16 protein-coding genes and 3 pseudogenes are annotated in these 17,622 nt (G+C 47.5%); 10 read left to right on the top strand and 9 right to left on the bottom strand.

All coding sequences use genetic code 11. The features are described from left to right. Both ACI0FR_RS16020 and ACI0FR_RS16015 read left to right on the top strand, forming a co-directional pair. The coding region (locus ACI0FR_RS16020) for a hypothetical protein (RefSeq protein WP_404908949.1) at positions 1–329 on the top strand (329 nt) is incomplete at its 5' end. Between the two features lie 930 nt (positions 330–1,259). Continuing rightward, positions 1,260–1,658, top strand: coding sequence for a hypothetical protein (locus ACI0FR_RS16015; protein ID WP_374834431.1), 399 nt, complete (start codon positions 1,260–1,262; stop codon positions 1,656–1,658). Here the strand turns inward: ACI0FR_RS16015 and ACI0FR_RS16010 are convergent. After that, positions 1,592–1,882 (bottom strand): annotated as a pseudogene (locus ACI0FR_RS16010) (integrase core domain-containing protein); the annotation flags it as partial. The gene ACI0FR_RS16015 and the pseudogene ACI0FR_RS16010 sit on opposite strands and share 67 nt — an antisense overlap. A gap of 4 nt (positions 1,883–1,886) precedes the next feature. Between ACI0FR_RS16010 and ACI0FR_RS16005 the strand changes: the two are divergent. From ACI0FR_RS16005 to ACI0FR_RS15990, 4 genes and pseudogenes are all read left to right on the top strand, one after another. After that, a pseudogene (locus tag ACI0FR_RS16005) lies at positions 1,887–2,420 on the top strand (transposase); the annotation flags it as partial. 12 nt (positions 2,421–2,432) lie between these two features. After that, positions 2,433–2,711, top strand: a pseudogene (locus ACI0FR_RS16000) (IS3 family transposase); the annotation flags it as partial. Positions 2,712–2,921: 210 nt separating this feature from the next. Then, a complete protein-coding gene (locus ACI0FR_RS15995) occupies positions 2,922–3,908 on the top strand; it encodes an ABC transporter ATP-binding protein (protein WP_404908943.1) in 987 nt (328 codons plus the stop codon). After that, entirely contained in the window at positions 3,905–4,876 is a 972-nt protein-coding gene (locus tag ACI0FR_RS15990) for an ABC transporter ATP-binding protein (RefSeq protein WP_404908940.1), read from the top strand. Before ACI0FR_RS15995 ends, ACI0FR_RS15990 begins: the two co-directional genes overlap by 4 nt. A gap of 28 nt (positions 4,877–4,904) precedes the next feature. Here the strand turns inward: ACI0FR_RS15990 and ACI0FR_RS15985 are convergent, their stop codons facing one another. The 3 genes from ACI0FR_RS15985 to ACI0FR_RS15975 are packed head-to-tail and all read right to left on the bottom strand — an operon-like array spanning position 4,905 to position 8,635. After that, positions 4,905–6,080 (bottom strand): mandelate racemase/muconate lactonizing enzyme family protein, encoded by a 1,176-nt coding sequence (locus tag ACI0FR_RS15985; protein ID WP_374834425.1) that lies wholly within the window; start codon positions 6,078–6,080, stop codon positions 4,905–4,907. Between the two features lie 10 nt (positions 6,081–6,090). After that, positions 6,091–7,593: a M81 family metallopeptidase gene (locus ACI0FR_RS15980; protein WP_374834423.1), complete on the bottom strand. Its 1,503-nt coding sequence runs from the start codon at positions 7,591–7,593 to the stop codon at positions 6,091–6,093. A 1-nt stretch (position 7,594) separates the two neighbouring features. Beyond that, positions 7,595–8,635, bottom strand: a complete 1,041-nt coding sequence (locus tag ACI0FR_RS15975; RefSeq protein ID WP_374834421.1) for a succinylglutamate desuccinylase/aspartoacylase family protein — start codon at positions 8,633–8,635, stop codon at positions 7,595–7,597. 109 nt (positions 8,636–8,744) lie between these two features. On the opposite strand from ACI0FR_RS15975, the gene ACI0FR_RS15970 reads away from it, so the two are divergent. The 3 genes from ACI0FR_RS15970 to ACI0FR_RS15960 are packed head-to-tail and all read left to right on the top strand — an operon-like array spanning position 8,745 to position 11,551. Then, the gene (locus ACI0FR_RS15970; protein ID WP_374834419.1) at positions 8,745–9,926 is read left to right on the top strand and encodes a mandelate racemase/muconate lactonizing enzyme family protein; all 1,182 of its coding nucleotides are present in this window, start codon (positions 8,745–8,747) and stop codon (positions 9,924–9,926) included. 15 nt (positions 9,927–9,941) lie between these two features. Beyond that, positions 9,942–10,688, top strand: coding sequence for an SDR family NAD(P)-dependent oxidoreductase (locus ACI0FR_RS15965; RefSeq protein WP_374834416.1), 747 nt, complete (start codon positions 9,942–9,944; stop codon positions 10,686–10,688). Between the two features lie 14 nt (positions 10,689–10,702). Beyond that, on the top strand, positions 10,703–11,551 hold the full coding sequence (locus ACI0FR_RS15960; RefSeq protein WP_374834414.1) for a fumarylacetoacetate hydrolase family protein: 849 nt from the start codon (positions 10,703–10,705) through the stop codon (positions 11,549–11,551). A 54-nt stretch (positions 11,552–11,605) separates the two neighbouring features. Here ACI0FR_RS15960 and ACI0FR_RS15955 read toward each other — a convergent pair whose 3' ends face one another. The 4 genes from ACI0FR_RS15955 to ACI0FR_RS15940 all read right to left on the bottom strand — a co-directional run bounded on the left by ACI0FR_RS15955 (position 11,606) and on the right by ACI0FR_RS15940 (position 15,821). After that, entirely contained in the window at positions 11,606–12,313 is a 708-nt protein-coding gene (locus tag ACI0FR_RS15955) for an SDR family oxidoreductase (protein WP_404908931.1), read from the bottom strand. Between the two features lie 9 nt (positions 12,314–12,322). Then, positions 12,323–13,231: an ABC transporter permease gene (locus ACI0FR_RS15950; protein ID WP_374834410.1), complete on the bottom strand. Its 909-nt coding sequence runs from the start codon at positions 13,229–13,231 to the stop codon at positions 12,323–12,325. Further along, positions 13,224–14,168, bottom strand: coding sequence for an ABC transporter permease (locus ACI0FR_RS15945; protein WP_374834408.1), 945 nt, complete (start codon positions 14,166–14,168; stop codon positions 13,224–13,226). Before ACI0FR_RS15945 ends, ACI0FR_RS15950 begins: the two co-directional genes overlap by 8 nt. Positions 14,169–14,249: 81 nt before the next feature. Further along, positions 14,250–15,821: an ABC transporter substrate-binding protein gene (locus tag ACI0FR_RS15940; RefSeq protein WP_374834406.1), complete on the bottom strand. Its 1,572-nt coding sequence runs from the start codon at positions 15,819–15,821 to the stop codon at positions 14,250–14,252. A 143-nt stretch (positions 15,822–15,964) separates the two neighbouring features. On the opposite strand from ACI0FR_RS15940, the gene ACI0FR_RS15935 reads away from it, so the two are divergent. Continuing rightward, positions 15,965–16,714: a GntR family transcriptional regulator gene (locus tag ACI0FR_RS15935; protein ID WP_374834404.1), complete on the top strand. Its 750-nt coding sequence runs from the start codon at positions 15,965–15,967 to the stop codon at positions 16,712–16,714. Between the two features lie 299 nt (positions 16,715–17,013). Here ACI0FR_RS15935 and ACI0FR_RS15930 read toward each other — a convergent pair. Continuing rightward, on the bottom strand, positions 17,014–17,622 hold a 609-nt coding region (locus ACI0FR_RS15930), incomplete at its 5' end, for an aminotransferase class III-fold pyridoxal phosphate-dependent enzyme (protein ID WP_374834402.1).

Raw genomic sequence — 17,622 nt, 5'->3', positions numbered from 1 at the left:
TGAACTGCCAGAAATATGGCAGGACCGGTGAAGTCCGGGAAGGCCCTTCTAGAAAAAAGATGTGGGCACATTTGAAAATAGCTTATGCCAGCAGGCTTTATAGATTTTATCGCTCCATATTGCTTAAGAGACTAGAGCGTCACATCCGCGCTGATCCCACAGTTGTATATAGTGAAAATCTACCATTTGCGTTTTCAAATATGGCTTCAGAAAACTCTATAATTGCGATTCAGCTGCAAACGCCGTGCTATGAAGTAACGGGGGGATTACAAAATCCAGCACAAACGATGTTTGCTAATTCCGTGATGAATGGCCGCCATCATCATTAGATGTGAAACCATAATATGATTTATGGGCATCATAACGATAGCTAACTCAGTTGGTCGAGATATCGTCGTCTTTCAAATGAAGCTTTCAAAAAAACTGCCATCCAGATTTCGTATATTTTTCTATCAGGTCATCCAAAACAGCATAACTGGCAGCCTTATCAAAACCCTGGATAACAAGTCGTTTAACAATCATATCTCAGTAGCCATCAAGCATTTGCATTTGATTGGTCTCATAAGATTTCATGATAAGCATATGGAGCAATACACGGGCGATATCATCTCGTGATGGTTTTCGGTCTCGTTTGTTGCGCTCACGAACTATTTGCTGTCGTTCCCGTTGTTTGCGTAGGCGCTCTGCCTCTTGCTTGCGGACTGGCATAATTCAAGTCTCACGGATTGATACCAATAGCGTGAGCTCAAAAAGCTGTCGGCGCAATCATTATTTCTATTTCGTAAACGCCGTTTGATTTTGAATCAAAATTCTAGAATTCAGCAACGGTAATCCTGAGGTTTGAATCGGATTATTGCAAATTTTTCTAATTGATAATGCATTGTCCCCAATTTGAAGTGCTGTGCGGGCAACACTTGGCAGATTGCTGATAAGATAATTTACTGTCCATACAACCCAAAAGAATGCAGAAAATTGGAATTTCCTTTTTGCCTTATAGCCAATAGCTACAAAAACCGGGAAACCCCTTAGGCCTTCGAGTGTACATATCGAAATTTCAATCTTGAGGCCAGCTGGTTCTGATGTGCCCGACGTCAAAACCCGGAAAATCCCCTAACCGCCTGGTCCTAAAAAAGGTGCACGTCATGAACCCACCTCTGCGACTTCATGGCTGCGTAAATTCTACTGCAGAGCCTCGTTGGAAACGGCTATCCGATGCGCACATCTCTGAGTGCTAGCATTTTTTGTAAAATCATGATTCAGTGAGCGCAGACTTAATTGGTACGCTGAAATCAGCGGGGTTCAAGATTGAAAATGCCAAAATGAGCGACCCGAAGGCCTTCATGAATTTTGCGGCTTTTGCAGCCATTGCTGCTATAACGGTCACCCAGATGCTTCGCGCGCGTGATAATCCTTCAGGTCAGGCGCTTGACGATGCCTTTGATCCCGACGATAAGCCTTTACTTCTCGCCATCTGCAAAGACTATGAAGGCAAAGCGCCAACAGCACGCCAGAAAAATCCTCATCCACCAGGCACATTAGCTTTTGCCACTTGGGTCATAGCTTGTAGTTGCCCCCGAAAGATCGGCCATTTTTACTGGTTAATTTTCTCCGCGATAAACTCACGGGGTGAACGATATCCTAAAGCTTTATGTGGGTGAAGCTCATTGTAATGCTCGAACCATAAATGCAATGATTTGATAACGGTTTTTGCGTCTGGGGTGGGATTAACGCTGACATAGTCGCGCTTGAAGGTTTTGACAAATGCCTCAGCCATACCATTTGATTCCGGGCTTCTGACAGGCGTTGTTCTGGCCTCCATACCGATATCTCGAAGTAGCGATTTTGTGTCTTTGGCAATGAAACAGGAGCCATTGTCGGTTAGCCCAGCTTGGCGGCCAGATTTGACTGGGTATCGCGATGTTGAAGGATCCTATAAAATCGCACTTAAATCACTGGCACGCCGATATCTCGAACTGCATGATGAAGTCGCTGATCTTGACGATATGATTCAGGCTATCGTCAAAGAACTGGCACCAGAATTAATCGCATGTCACTCAATCGGACTGAATAGCACGGCCCAACTTCTGCTGACTGCAGGTGACAATCCTGAGCGGTTGCGATCAGAGGCCAGCTTTGCTGCGTTATGTGGCGTTTGCCCCGTTCCTGCATCGTCAGGTAAAACAATACGATACCGATTGAACCGAGGGGGCGACCGTGCTGCGAACAGCGCGCTCCATATCATTGCAATTGGACGATTGCGGCTGGATCCAAAGACCAAAGATTATGTCGCCAGACGTACGGCTGAGGGCCACTCAAAACTGGAAGCCATTCGCTGTCTCAAACGATACATTGCTCGTGAAGTCTTCGGCATCATCATCCGGAGGTTCAGAGAGATCAATCAGAACCAAATTGCCGCTTGACTCAAGGGCATCCGTGGGAGCCAATATTGCGCTCATAATTATCAAAAGTTACTGCTCAAACACCAATTGCTGCCATCCATGAGCGGGAAAGGTAATTGTTTCGATAACTCCGCAGTAGAAAGTTTCTTTAAATCATTAAAGGCGGAGTTGATATGGCGGAGGCACTGGCAAACAAGGCGGGATGTTGAGGTCGCAATCTTCGAATATATAAATGGCTTTTATAATCCACGCCGTAGACATTCAACACTCGGCTGGAAATCGCCGGTGGCATTTGAGAAAAAAGCCGCATAACATGAGAGATAGACCGGAACACAACCGGTGCAAGACCAGGTCTTGTCGTCTAAATGTGCCTAATGATTTAAGAGCGTTTTTACAAATTCAAACGCAGCGATCATACACATAAGGCGGAAAGTTGGATGGGGTGAGTTTGTTTATTGACCTACCGTTCATTTTGTATAATAGTATACGATATGTGAATGTTGACCTGATTGAGCCGCGCATATGACCCGAAAACCGCTACTATTGGATGTTGCTAATCTTACTGTTTCTATAGGTGGCTTGCCTATTGTTAATGGCATTTCGCTGACGCTACATGAAGGCGAGGTCGTCGGCATTGTTGGTGAATCCGGCAGTGGCAAGAGTGTTTCATCACTGGCCATTATGCGGTTGTTGCCTAAACAGGCAAAAATAACCGCTGACAAGATGTTGTTAATGGGTGAGGATTTGCTCCAAACGAGTGAAAAGCGCTATGAAGAAATTCGTGGCAGTTCGATCTCGATGATTTTTCAGGAGCCGATGACAGCGCTTAATCCGGTCTTGACAGTTGGCGAACAGATCATTGAAACTGTCACGCGACATGAAGGTTTAAGTCGAAGGCTTGCGCGCGTCAGAGCGATTGATGCGCTGGGTCGTGTTGGTATTCCGGCTCCCGCACAGCGTGTGGATGATTATCCGCACCAGATGTCGGGTGGTATGCGACAGCGTGCAATGATTGCGATGGCATTGGCCTGTCAGCCACGGGTTTTGATTGCGGATGAACCGACAACAGCATTAGACGTTACAATTCAGGCGCAAATTCTTGAATTACTGCAAGATCTCCAAGAAGAGTATCGCATGGGCACAATCATGATTACCCATGATCTGGGTGTGATGTCTTCTTTTGCTGACCGTGTTTTGATTATGTATGCGGGACGAGTAGTTGAGGCGGCAAAAGCGATGGAAGTGTTTGAGACACCTGCCCATCCTTATACGCGTGGGCTTCTTGCCAGCATTCCATCCAGTGAAGTTGATACCGACAGACTGTATGCAATTCCAGGAACCGTGCCACCGCCTTTTGATCAGCCGCCCGGCTGCCGCTTTGAGCCGCGCTGCTCGCTGGCCATGCCGGCTTGCCGTGAAGCTTTGCCGCCTCTAGTTGAATGCAGTGCGGGACATTTAAGTGCTTGCATCAGAGATATTAAACAAATGACAGCGGACATTCCATCATGACATCACCTTTGTTACGTGTTGAAGGCCTGCGTAAAGAATTTCGCTCTGGTGGCGGGTTTTTATCAAAACAGCGTGTTGTCAGGGCTGTTGATGATGTATCCTTCACCATTCATCAAGGTGAAACATTGGGCGTGGTGGGGGAGAGTGGTTGTGGTAAAACCACATTAGGGCGAATGGTATTACGGCTGCTGGAAGCAACCGGCGGGCAAGTTGAATTTGAAGGCACTGAACTTAAAAGCCTGAATTCATCGCAAATGCGTGCGCTTCGAAGCGATATGCAGATTATTTTTCAAGATCCGTTCGGCTCGCTCAACCCACGTATGACAGTTGGTGAGCTGATTACAGAACCGTTGATCATACATGGTGGCTATAGTGGGGCTGACCGGCAAAAGCGTTTGAATGAGCTGCTGGATCTTGTTGGTTTAGCCAGTTATCACGCGGTCCGTTTTGTGCATGAGTTCTCGGGCGGGCAACGCCAGCGTATTTGTATTGCGCGCGCATTGGCGCTTAAACCGCGGTTTGTCGTGTGTGATGAAGCAACATCTGCACTTGATGTTTCCATTCAGGCGCAAATTCTCAATCTTTTACATGATCTCAAACAAAACCTTAATCTGACCTATCTGTTCATCAGCCATGATTTGGGTGTTATCCGTCATATTTCGGATCGGGTGATGGTAATGTATTTAGGTCAAGTGGTGGAAACCGGCTCGAAGCATGAGATTTTTAATCATCCGGCACATCCTTATACTGCTGCATTACTGAATTCATCTCCGTCTCGTAATAAAGGAAAAACACGTTTTGCAGCTCTTAAAGGTGATCTGCCGAGCCCGGCAAATCCACCTTCGGGATGCCGGTTTCATACCCGCTGTTCGATAGCAAAAGATATTTGTAAAAGCGTTGCGCCACCGATGAGCGCAATTTCAAGCGCCACTCATCAGGCAGCATGTCATTTTCCATTAGAACACTAAAAAAGGCCGGTTTTACCGGCCTTTATCTTTATAGGGTCGGGGTTTGATAAATAATTTGATTCCCAACCTTGATTTCAGTTTCAACCAGATAAGGTTTTAGCTGATCGGTGGCAATCTCCATGCCAAGTCCTGCTGTCTCAGGTGCACGGATATAGCCGTTTGCATCGGGCGTGATGTGGTTGCGTGTGATGTCTAGCGCCAGTTGTTTTGGTGCAGCCGGATATTCGCAAATATAATCATCCTGAAATCCGGCAAAAGGCTGCAAGGAAGCTGATAGAGCCAGATGGGAGGTGAAAGTGTGATTAACATAAGGAATGCCGCGTGCTTTGGCTGTGTTGGCGACTCTTTGTGCTGGTCCCAAACCACCGATACGGCCGCAATCAATCTGGATATAGCCGATCTGGCCATAGGTCATGAGATGTTCGGCCATATGATAATTATGGGCCGCTTCTCCGCCTGCGATACGGACATTGGCCGGACGGTTTGCCAAATCAGCATAAGCGGCTAGAGCACCCGCCTCAAACGGTTCTTCAAACCAGCGTATTCGTGCTTCATCCATGAAGGAGAGGCGTGCGGCGGCGGCATCCACATCTTCGCCAAAAATTTGACCGACATCAACCATCAGGTCACTTTCTGCTCCAAGCCCTTCACGTGCAGCTGTAAAATGTGCCCCGTCATCTGCCGCTGTTGTGCGGCCGATTGGCCCCCAACCGAATTTTGCGGCGCGAAACCCTTGATGGCAGGCAGTACGCGCCCTTTCAAATGTTTGTTGAGGGGTATCGCCAAAAAGAAGCGATGCATAAGGTATTTTATCGCAGGATTTTTGATGGCCGAGCAGGCTCCATGCTGGTGCGTCAAGCCTTCTACCCAATAAATCCCATAAGGCCATTTCAATGCCTGAAAGCGTATGCGGTGCTTGCAGAAGATCCATGGAATTATAATTGGCGAGAACAGAAATACGGGCAATATCACTAATGTCATCAAGTCTTTGACCGATGATGGATTCTTGCACCGGACGGCAGACACCGTGAGATTTGGGGCAGACAAAGGCCGCGATTGAAGGCAGCGGAGCTGCCTCACATTCACCCCAGCCGGTGAAGCCACCGGCCGTAACGCGCACTAATAATGCGTCCTGACTTCCATCTGCCTCTTCCGTTACAATCGGCATGGATAGATAGAACAGGTCAACTGTTTCAATTTTCATGTCAATACCATTACTCGCGTCGATAGATTTTTGCTTCGGGTTTAAAAGCTGTGAGAGGATCGAGCGGGAACATAGGACGCTGGCAGATTGTATGTCCAAGGCTCTTTAAATCCGCAGAGGTGGAACCAGGCGCATCGATATTGAAATTACGGCTGACCCACGCATCGTACATATGATGTTCGGTATGGGGTGATTTCACCACGATCAGATCAAAATCAGCAGGGTTCAGGCCATTGGAATAATAAAGAGAACGGTCAAATAGCATGGCTGGCAGGCTGAGAACAACAACAGTGAAATTATCAAATTCGAGTACAGCAGAAAGCCCGCCATTAAGCGGTGTTTTCATTGTCTCAAGTTTGGTACGTCCATCAGATAATAGTTTGACTTTTGCTGTCACCTGTATGGGTGTGAAACGTGCAGCATCCATTTTGCCGCCGATACTGATTGTTATGGTGCTGTTAACACCTGCCTGATGTGCAGCTTTTGCAGCTTCTGGATCGACAATTTGTGCCAATACGCGGCCTTGATATTGCCCTTGTTGCAAGGCTTTAAGAATGGCATTGGAGTCACCGCTTGCACCTGATGATGTGGCATCAGCCGCGTCAGTAAAAACCACAGAGCCATGCATAGTGCGGGCTTCTTCAATAGCCTCGGGCAGGGCAATCAGCTGCCCTTGCATTCGCTCGCGCTGTTCCCAGAAGCGGCTGGCAAGTTGATTGGCCAAAGACTGTCCTTGAGTTTCATTCTCGGTCACAAGAATAACTTGTGTGCAAAGCTCCGGTGCATCGGTAAATGGGTTGCCGATCATAATACCCGCTGCAAGTACGGTTCCATCTTGTTCCAGCTTTTTGCATTCGCGGATCAATTCACCATAAAAACCGGTTTCGGTAATCAGTTCATCGCCGCGTACAAGAGCAGGAATAACCGTGCGGACGATAGTCGCTGGTTTACGTGCCGCTAAGCGATTGAGCAGCAAGGATGCGGCACGCATGCCGGTGTCGGCAAAATCCACATGCGGATAGGTATGGTAGATTGTAATGCCGTCCACTTGACGGATCATTTTTTCGGTCAAAATACCATGCAAGTCGAGTGATGTGACAATTGGCTTATCTTTTCCGGCCATGGCGCGGATTTGCAGCAGCAGTTCACCTTCCGGGTCTGCCTCTCCGACAGCGCCCATGGCGCCATGCAAACTGACATAAACCGCATCTGCTTGATCAATATTCTGGCGCACGGCTGTAAGAATTTCAGCCGATAAACACTGCCAGCCATCAGCAGATAGAATACCTGCACTGTCGGCTCTGGCCGCCATAGTTGGGATAATTTTGATATGATGGTGTTTTTCCAACACGGATAATGCACCACCAATTGCTGTATTGCGTCCACGATGCTGAAAAAGTTCCTCGCCTTTTTCAATATGGAACAGTTCATAATCGGACTGCACAGGATTGAAGGAAGATATTTCTTGCATACATTCGACGATTAAGACCGATGTCATTGGTTCAGTATTCATTTCAATTCCCATTCCAGCGGTCATCATAGTCTGACATGACAACGCCAACTGTATCGCCACGGGTTACACGTCCCGGACCTGCGCCAAACCATAAAATGCCGTCTCGTTGATAGTGCAGAACAATGGGCTCGTGATCAATATCTTCAACGAAATGTAACCATCCGGCAATGTCACCGGCACGGACTTTTTCACCCACATTATGGGCAGGTTCATAAAGACCACCGCGCGGTGTGAAAATATAGACATCCGGGGAATTGACCATCATGTGACGCGTACCGGCAGAGCCGTCTTTTTGATCTGTTTCCGGTGTGCCTTCTACAACATTCATATGTTTGAGAATATTGAGAATTCCGCGTTTTCCAATGCGTACACCGTCAATATTGACGCGTCCCCAGCCACCTAACTCTGTACCAAGTGAAATAATATTTCGGCGTTCGACGCATGAGGTAAAGGTTGCACCTTCATCTACGCCGGCAAATACCACATTAAATGGCGCACCAAAGGCTTCAGCTGCGGCCATTGTTTTTGCCCGCATCGCCGAATCGTTTAAGTAATGCATGTTGGTGGAGGGAAACGAGTCATTGGAGTGACCGGCGGTGTGCATATCTACCGAGATATCAACCATCGGCAGAATGAAACTATCCATAAAATGAGCCAGCATCTGGCTGAATGTACCGCGTGGATCACCGGGAAAGCAGCGGTTAATATCCCAGCCATCAATAGGTGAAAGACGCGTGTCGGCAAGCACGGCCGGCATATTGACCGCTGGCATCATAATGACGCGGCCTTGTACCTCTTCAGGTTTTAGACGGCGGGCTAAATCAGAAATCGCAATCTGCCCCTCATATTCATCACCATGGACACCGCCCGTGAGCAGGACTGTAGGGCCGTTGCCGTTTTTTACGCAGATAATGGGGATTTCCATTGTTCCCCAGCCTGAATTGTTTCGCGAGAGCGGCGCGCGCGCGTAGCTTGCCTGCCGTCCGATTTTGTCAAAATCAATATTACACGTGATACGACTTTTAATAGCTGTGTTGTCCATGGCTGCCTCTGCAAAATAGTCTTGTTTCGCATGATTGTATACGATATTGATTATGTCAAGGTGACTCATTTCTTAAAATCAAAATTTCTGAAACACTAGGAACGCATTCATGCTCAAACAACAAAGCAGCACAGATAGGTCTTCGTCTGCCCGTATTACTGCGGTGCGTGTTGCCCCTTTATTTGGTGAAAGCCCGCAAGGTGGCTGGAGCCATGAGATTAAAGCTAAAGACAGTATTCATGCGCTGATTGCAGTGCATACAGATTGCGGTCTTTCCGGTTATGGCAGTGTTTTTACCAATGGTGCGCTGGTGCAGGCAACTATGGAAGTGCTTGAGCCGCTGCTACTTGGTGAGAATGCACTGGAGCCGGAGCGGGTATCAGAAAAGCTGCATCAGAACACATTTTGGATGGGGCGCGGCGGTTCGATCACTCATGCGATCAGCGGCATCGATATGGCACTGTGGGACATTCTGGGTAAAGCAACTGGTTTGTCTGTCGGTAGGCTTCTGGGGGGGCGCTACCGTGACCGTGTTCAGCCTTATTGCTCTTTATTGATGGATGCACCTGACAAGATGGAAACTATCTTAGCTCCACATCGCGAGCAGGGCTTTAAGGCCTTTAAAATTGGATGGGGTCCTTTTGGGCGTACCGGTGATGCACGCAATGACCGGGCTATTATTGCAGCTGCACGCAAGGCTGTGGGAGATGATGCGCAATTGCTGGTTGATGCGGGTGCCAGTGATGCTTACTGGCCAAATGGTTTGAAATGGGCACTCAATACATCCAAAATGCTAGCCGATTATAATGTCGGCTGGTTTGAAGAAGCGCTCAAACCGGATGCGATAGATGATTTTGTCGAATTGCGTCGTCAAAGTCCGGTGCCGATTTCCGGCGGTGAAGTATTGACCCGGCGCCAGTCTTTCACGCCTTGGTTGGTGCGTGGTGCTTTTGATATTATTCAGCCGGATGTGACCAAGGTTGGTGGCATCAGCGAGCAACGCCGTATTGCATGGATGGCGCAGGAATTCGGCATTCGTTATATCGGACATGGTTGGAATACGGCTCTGGGACTGGCTGCAGATCTGCAGCTGTCTTCCGCTATTTACGACTGCGATTTGGTCGAATATATCGGCGGTAGCGCCTATGTCGACCGTTTGACTGCAACACGCTGGCAACTTGATGATGAGGGATATTTAGCCATTCCGGATATGCCGGGGCTGGGTTGTGAACCGCTGCCGGAGCTTTTGGCACAATATACACCTGATGTTTTATCATTTTTTCAAGCTTAAGGAAGGACGGAGCCGATGAACCAGATTAATCTTAACGGGCGTTTTGCCATTGTAACAGGTGGCGCGCAAGGTATCGGCAGAGCTGTTGCCGAGCGTTTGATTGCATCAGGTGCGCAGGTGGCACTTTGGGATCAGGACGAAGCACTTGTGGCACAATGTGCCAAAGAGCTTGGAGGTGGCACAATTTTTTGTGCCGTTGATCAAACAGATTATGCCGCGGTTGAGGCCGCTCATGCAAAAACTGAAAGCTCTTTTGGGCGAATTGATATTTTGGTGGCCAATGCCGGTATCGCTGGTAGCAATGCTCCGCTTGCTGATTATCCGGTGGATGAGTGGCACAAGATCATCAATATCAATCTCAATGGAGTGTTTCATTGCTGCAAAGCGCTTGTGCCAGCCATGCAAAAGCAAGGTTATGGCAGGATAGTTAATGTTGCTTCAATCGCGGGTAAAGAGGGTAATCCAAATGCTGCTGCTTACTCAGCCTCGAAAGCAGGCGTTATTGCATTGACCAAGTCATTAGGTAAGGAAACTGCAGGCAGTAATATTGCTGTTAATTGTGTCACACCTGCCGCAGCGCGTACGCGTTTGTTTGATCAGATGCAGCAGAGCCATATTGATTACATGCTTTCGCGAATCCCGCGCGGGCGCTTTCTGGAGCTTGAAGAGGTGGCCTCCATGATCGCATGGCTGGTGAGTGCGGAAAATTCATTTACAACAGGTGCAGTTTTTGACCTGTCGGGTGGTCGAGCGACTTATTAAAGGAGGAGTTGAATATGAAACTGGTGCGGTTTGGTAATATAGGCGCAGAAAAACCTGGTATTCTGGATGGTGAAGGTCAATTGCGTGACTTGTCATCGGTGGTGGACGACATTGCCGGTGACGTGATCTCGCCGGAAGGGCTTGATCGTTTGCGCGGGCTGGATTTGAAAACACTGCCTTTGGTGGAAGGCTTGCCTCGTATTGGCGCTTGCGTTGGCCGCGTTGGGAAATTTATTTGCATAGGCCTCAATTATGCAGATCATGCTGCTGAAGCGGGGATGCCTGTACCCGCAGAGCCTGTTATTTTCATGAAGGCGACCAGTGCTCTTTGCGGACCCGATGATACGGTATTAATTCCACGCAACTCAACTAAAACGGATTGGGAAGTTGAGCTTGGTGTGGTGGTTGGCAAAGCCGGTAAATATATTGATCAAGCGAATGCCATGGATCATGTGGCTGGTTATTGTGTGATTAATGATGTGTCAGAACGTGAATGGCAGCTGGAGCGTGGGGGCACATGGGATAAAGGCAAAGGCTTTGATACATTTGGGCCTATTGGCCCTTGGCTCGTGACCAAAGATGAAATTGCTGATCCGCATGATCTGGCGATGTGGCTGGATGTGGATAGTCATCGCTATCAGAACGGCTCCACCAAAACGATGGTGTTTGGTGTGCCGGAGCTGATCTCTTATGTCAGTCGTTGTATGAGCTTGCAGCCGGGTGATATTATATCAACTGGTACGCCTCCGGGCGTTGGGATGGGGCAAAAGCCGCCTCTTTATCTTCAGGGCGGAGAGACTATTCGTCTTGGAATTGAGGGGCTTGGTGTGCAATGTCAAAAAGTGGGGCACGAGCCTCAATAAGTAACTAAAAAAGCCCGGTGTAAACCGGGCTTTCGGGTGTGATATTCTTATGTTTTAAATTGTCCAGCCACCATCAATCGTAATGGTTTGTCCCGTCGTATAGGCAGCATTTGCTAGATAAAAGGCCAGGTCGGCAATTTCTTCAGGAGTGCCAAGTCGTCCCATAGGCTGACGGGCAATAAACTGGCTGCGCGCTGTTACCTCATCACCTGTTGCAATCAGTCTTTCACGCAAAGACGGACTTTCCACAGTGCCCGGACAAATAGCATTACAACAAATACCTTGCGTTACATAGTCAGAAGCAACTGATTTTGTCAGTCCGATAACGGCTGCTTTGCTTGCTCCATAGAGGCAGCGATTGGGTGCGCCTTTCAGACTGCTGACCACAGAAGCAATGTTAATAATAGAACCCTGTTTCTGTGCTAGCATCGCTGGTAAAAAAGCTTGAATGGTGCGGATCATACCGCGCAGATTGATGTCAAAGGCAAGATCGATTTCTTGCGTTTTGATATCAAGAACCGTGCCGCTATGCACAATACCTGCACAATTGATTAGGACATCAACCGTGTTGAGTTTTTTGGCTAACGCCTGCATTGCCGCCTCGTCACGCACATCCAGAGCATAACATTCGGCATTCAAACCTTTCAGAAGACTAACATTCAGATCTGTGGCGATTACGTGAGCATCGTTTTGGGCAAATTTTTCAGCACAAGCGCGGCCAATGCCTTGACCGGCAGCAGTGATAAAGACGGTTTTTCGCATATAATATCCTTAAGCGCGTCGGGAGCGCATTCTCGGGTCCAGCACGTCACGTAGACCGTCACCCATTAAGTTAAGTCCTAAAACTGCCATCATGATGATAATGCCGGGAAAGAAAGCGACCCATGGCGCTTCTTGCAAATATGTACGTCCGTCAGCAATGATATTGCCCAGTGTTGGTGTTGGCGGCTGAGGGCCGACTCCCAAAAAACTGAGAACTGCTTCAGACAAGATGGAAACGGCAAAAACAAATGTCAATTGTACAATAAGCGGCGAGATGGCATTAGCCAGAATATAGCGCAAGATAATCCGCATATGTCCGGCACCCACCGCAACGGCAGATTCCACATAAGGCAATTCACGGATGATCATAACGCTGGAGCGCATGATGCGTGCGGTCCGGGGGGTAAATGTGATGGTCAGCGCTATGACTGCATTCATCAGAGAAGGGCCGAGTGCTGCGGCCAGTGCTATGGCCAATAAAACGCTTGGGAAAGCCATAAAACCATCCATTATCCGCATAAGCGTATTGTCGAGCCAGCGCACATAACCAGCTAATACGCCAAAGATAATACCCAAAACACCTGTTGCCAGCGTGACCGACAATCCGATCATTAATGAAATGCGGGTGCCATGAATAACGCGGCTGAGAATATCACGACCGAAAGCATCGGTTCCAAACCAGTTTTCCTGCGAAGGGGGCATGAGCAATTCACGATAATTGTTTTTGTTTGGATCATAAGGCGCAATCAGATTGGCAAAAACGGCCATAAAAACAATCAGACCAAACAGCAAAGCACCGACAAGGAATGATCGATGCATAAACAATCTTTTAAGTGATTGTTTTAACGCCGTCAGACGTGCTGCTGAAGGGCTTGGTGTTTGGGGAGTTTGGAGGAGTTCTGTCGTTGTGTCAGCCATTGCGTACTCTCGGGTCAAGCCATCCGTAAGCCAGATCAACCAGGATGTTGACGAAAACAAAAATGGAAGCAGTGATTAGCAAACCGCCCTGAATGATTGGAAAATCACGACGCTGAATGGCACCGATAATCAGCAAACCAATGCCTGGTAAGGCGAAAACGGTTTCAATAACAATGGCACCACCCAATAAAACGCCGGTCATAACACCGATAACTGTAATGACGGAAACCAACGCATTGCGTAGCGCATGTTTGAAGATAATAACATGGCGCTTCATCCCTTTAGCCTTAGCGGTGCGGATATAATCCTGCCCCATCACCTCCAGCATGGATGAGCGTGTCATACGGGCAATGACGCCCATTTGAGTAAATGCCAGTGCTAGTGCCGGTAGCGTCATGGAACGTGCCCAGCCGAAAAAGTCCTGCGATATTGGCACATAGCCACCGGTTGGAAACCATGCAAGGCCAACAGAAAACACGGAAATCAAAATAAGGCCAAACCAGAAATCAGGAATGGAAAGGCCGGCGAGGGCAAAGGACATTGTGCCTTGATCAAGCCAGCTATCATGTTTGATCGCAGCCAGAATACCGGTTAAAACACCAAGAATAATGGCCAGTACCAATGCCAGCCCTGCAAGAGATAGTGTAACCGGAAGACGCTCAAGTACTGCATCTGTCACAGGAACTTTTAATAGCCATGAATGTCCAAGATCACCTTGCAGGGCACGGCCATACCACTGCACTGCCTGTTGATAGAGCGACATGTCTAGGCCAAGCTGTTGCCGGATTTGGGCGCGTTGTTCCGGAGTTGCTTCGGAGCCTGCAAGCTCTGCCGTAACGTCACCTGGTACGATGGCGATAATGGCAAAACTAACTAAGGACACGACGAATAATACGGGTATAACGCTCAATATCCGACGCAATAAAAAACCTGACACAATATTTCTCCTTCAAGCCGGCAGACTTCAGATTTGTCGGTATTTTTGGGTACGGAGACGAACCGTACCCAGTGTGTGTTTTTATTTTTCGAACCAGACATTGTAGACGCGCGGGAAGCGGAACGGTTTGAAACCTGCAACTTCAGCCTTGGATGCCTGCATCATACCGGTTTCACCAAGTTTGATGACTGCCGCCAAATCATACATGTGTTGCTGAATATTTGCGAAAATCTCTTTGCGTTTGGACACATCAGCAGTGGTCAGAAGTTCTGCATATAGCGCATCTATTTCCGTATCTGGTTTGCGGAAATGTGTAGATGCTCCCGTGAATGTCGACATGAGAGCTTCAGGCCCTAGATAGGGCTCGATGCCCATGGTCAGTGTCCATCCATTCCAGCCGGTATTTTGTAAGCGGATTTGCAATGCCGTCGGCCAGTCGACCTGATTGATGACAACATTTACGCCAATTGCCCGTAATTGCTCTGCAATGACAACTGCTGCTTTGTTGCGTTCAGGTCCTTGTGTGTCGGTTAGAATAGTGAATGGTTCATTATTATAACCGCTTTCTTTTAATAGGGATTTGGCCTGTTCAAGGTCATTAATATTATATTTATCTTTGCCTATATCACCTGCATTGTAGGTCGTTCCGGCATACATCCAGCCATGGTCTAGATTAAACAGACCTTCGGTAGCAATTGCCATGATTTCTTCGGAATTGAGCGCAATTTGCACGGCTTGACGGAATTTTAGATTGTCGGATGGGCTTTCATTCAGATTGAAAATAAGGGCAAGAAATGCCCAAGGCATGTTTTCGTAAATTTTAATATTCGGATTTGACTTTAAACGACGCGCAGTGGGCACGGGTATTTGTTCAAGTAAATGTACTTCATTGGCCTCCAATGCGGCAACAGCTGCACCCGGTTCTGAAATCACACGGAAAGTCACGGTGTCTAGGAACGGGGTTTTCTTACCGCCAAAACCATCGATATCTGTATGGCTTTCATCCGCGGTATAATCTTGAAAACGTTCCAGCTTAACATGGCTGTCCGGTACATATTCGACGAATTTATAAGGACCTGTGCCGATGACGGAGATTTCGTTGGCGGGTTTGGTTGTTTCTTCGGTCGGAATAATAACAGCTGGTGCTCTTGGTGAAGCAAAGGCTTCAAGGAAACCCGGGGATGGCTTTGAAAGCTTTAAGGTAACTTCATATTCCCCCGTAGTTTCAATAGAGCTAACATTTTGCAGCATGCTTGTTGTGCCGCCGATTGCTTTATAACGTTCCAGAGATGCTTTGACATCGTCAGATGTCATGACCTTGCCATTATGAAATTTGACGCCTTCGCGTAATGGGAACTTATAGCTCAGCCCATCTTCGGAAATTTCCACACCCTTTGCCAGAATTGGAATGGGCTCAATATTTTCTGAAAATCCATAAAGAGTTTCAAAGATATTCATGGTGATATTACGCGACATTTGTGATGTGGTGACCATGGCATCAAGACTTGGCGGATTGGATGCCTGAACAACAACCAGGTCGCCACCCATTGTTTGTGCCGCAGCACCACTGAAGGACAGACCAGTAAAGGCAATTGCAGTTGTCGCAGCCAAAAATGTCCAACGTATAGAATCAAGACCCCAAGAGTGTGGCATTCTATGTTCCTCTCTGATAGTTTCTTTAGTTTATTCAATGTCAAGGATGGCTTTTTTGCTCTGAAGATAGTATGAACACCTAATCCTTTATCGTATAATCGTATACGAAAATTTTGATCGAATCAAGAAGCTGAGTGCATAAGATGCAGACAAATAAACTCACATCACATTCAGGCGTTTTACCTAAGCTTGCTCCACTTGAAGCTCGGACACTGGTTGATCAGGTTGTTGATGCTATTGTAGAGGCAATGGCGACTGGTGTTTTTTTGCCAGGTGACCGCGTGGTGGAGGCAGAAGTTGCTCGCGATTTAAATGTCAGTCGTGTTCCGGTACGTGAGGCTCTGCGGATTCTCGAAAGCCAGGGTATTGTTATCAATGAACGCTATCGGGGTATGCGTTTAATGGATGTTTCTGTCGATCGGTTGGAAAAAATCTTACGAGTCCGTACTGCTCTCGAAACATTGGCGGCGGAAGAAATTTTGGAGAAAATGGTTGATGATCCGCAAATAGTTGACCCTTTGGAGATAAAAATTGCAGAAATTCATGCCGCAGTGAAAGCTGGCGACACTTATGGTGTGGCACGGCTTGATACCGAATTTCATCGAACTTTGTGTGAAATATCCGGTAATGATGTGCTCCTGAAAACATGGGAACCATTATCGCGACAATTGACGATCATTTTCGGGCTCTCAACCTTGCAGAAGGAAGTGCATTGCATCGCGCAAGAGCATGATGAAGTGTTTGCTGCATTAAAGTCAGGTAATAAAGAAGCGGTAATCGAAGCAATTAAAGTGCATATTCTCGATTACAGTCGTGAACTGGATTATGAGGGAATTGTGCAAACGCGCCGTCTGGAACGTAAAAAACGAATGGATGAAGAGACAGGTAATTAAACGGCAATATCGCAAAGTTTCTGACAAGGCAGTAAGCCGCAGCTGAAGATGGTCTCAATTAACGGCAGCATGTCAGTTTGAGACAATGCGCTCGGGGTGATGCTTATTTGGCTGCAAGGTAGAGCGACTGGTTTGAACAGATCAGGTCTTCAACTTGGTAATTTACGGAAGATATTGATTTTTATTAATAAAAAAGGTTCCCAAAGTAAAATTTCTGGAAACCTTTAAATATGCTTTAAGCGGTATTGCATTGCTTCATGTGTTTTTTGTTCAAAACAAGTGCAGAATTCGATTATTGACTATAATTCTGAGATAATGTTTTTCACAGCTTCAACCGTTTTGGAAACAACGATATCAGCTTCTTCCTTCGTTAGGCAAAATGGAGGCGCAAAACCCAGAATATCACCTTGTGGCATCCCGCGGCCCAAAACTCCATTTTCTGCCAGAGCTGCTGCAATTCTTGGTCCAACTTTCTGCTCCGGATCGAAAAACTTGCGGTCATCACGATCTTCAACAAATTCAACCGCAGCCAACATACCTTTGCCGCGAATTTCTCCGACATGACGGTGATCGCCTAGCGCTGTTATCAATTCAGCTTTAAGATAGGCACCGACAGTTGCAGCATTTTCCATTAAACCGAGTTCATCAATGAGCTCCAGATTGGCGACACCGGCGGCCGCACAAATCGGATGGGCCGAATAAGTCCAGCCATGCCCAATCGGACCATATTCATCAGACCCCTGCACCAGCACATTCCACATTTTCTCTGAAACGATAGTGCCAGATAATGGCGCATAGGCTGAGGTCAGACCTTTAGCGATAGTGATCAAATCTGGACTTGATGTGGTGGACGGCCTCCTGATCCGCTTTTGTGCGATAGTGTGGTTGTTTTTAAAAGCCACCAAGGA

Source organism: Paenochrobactrum sp. BZR 201-1 (assembly GCF_044987585.2).
Taxonomy (GTDB): domain Bacteria; phylum Pseudomonadota; class Alphaproteobacteria; order Rhizobiales; family Rhizobiaceae; genus Paenochrobactrum; species Paenochrobactrum pullorum.
The sequence above is the reverse complement of the archived record's forward strand: the minus strand, read 5'-3'. Positions and strand labels throughout refer to the sequence as shown.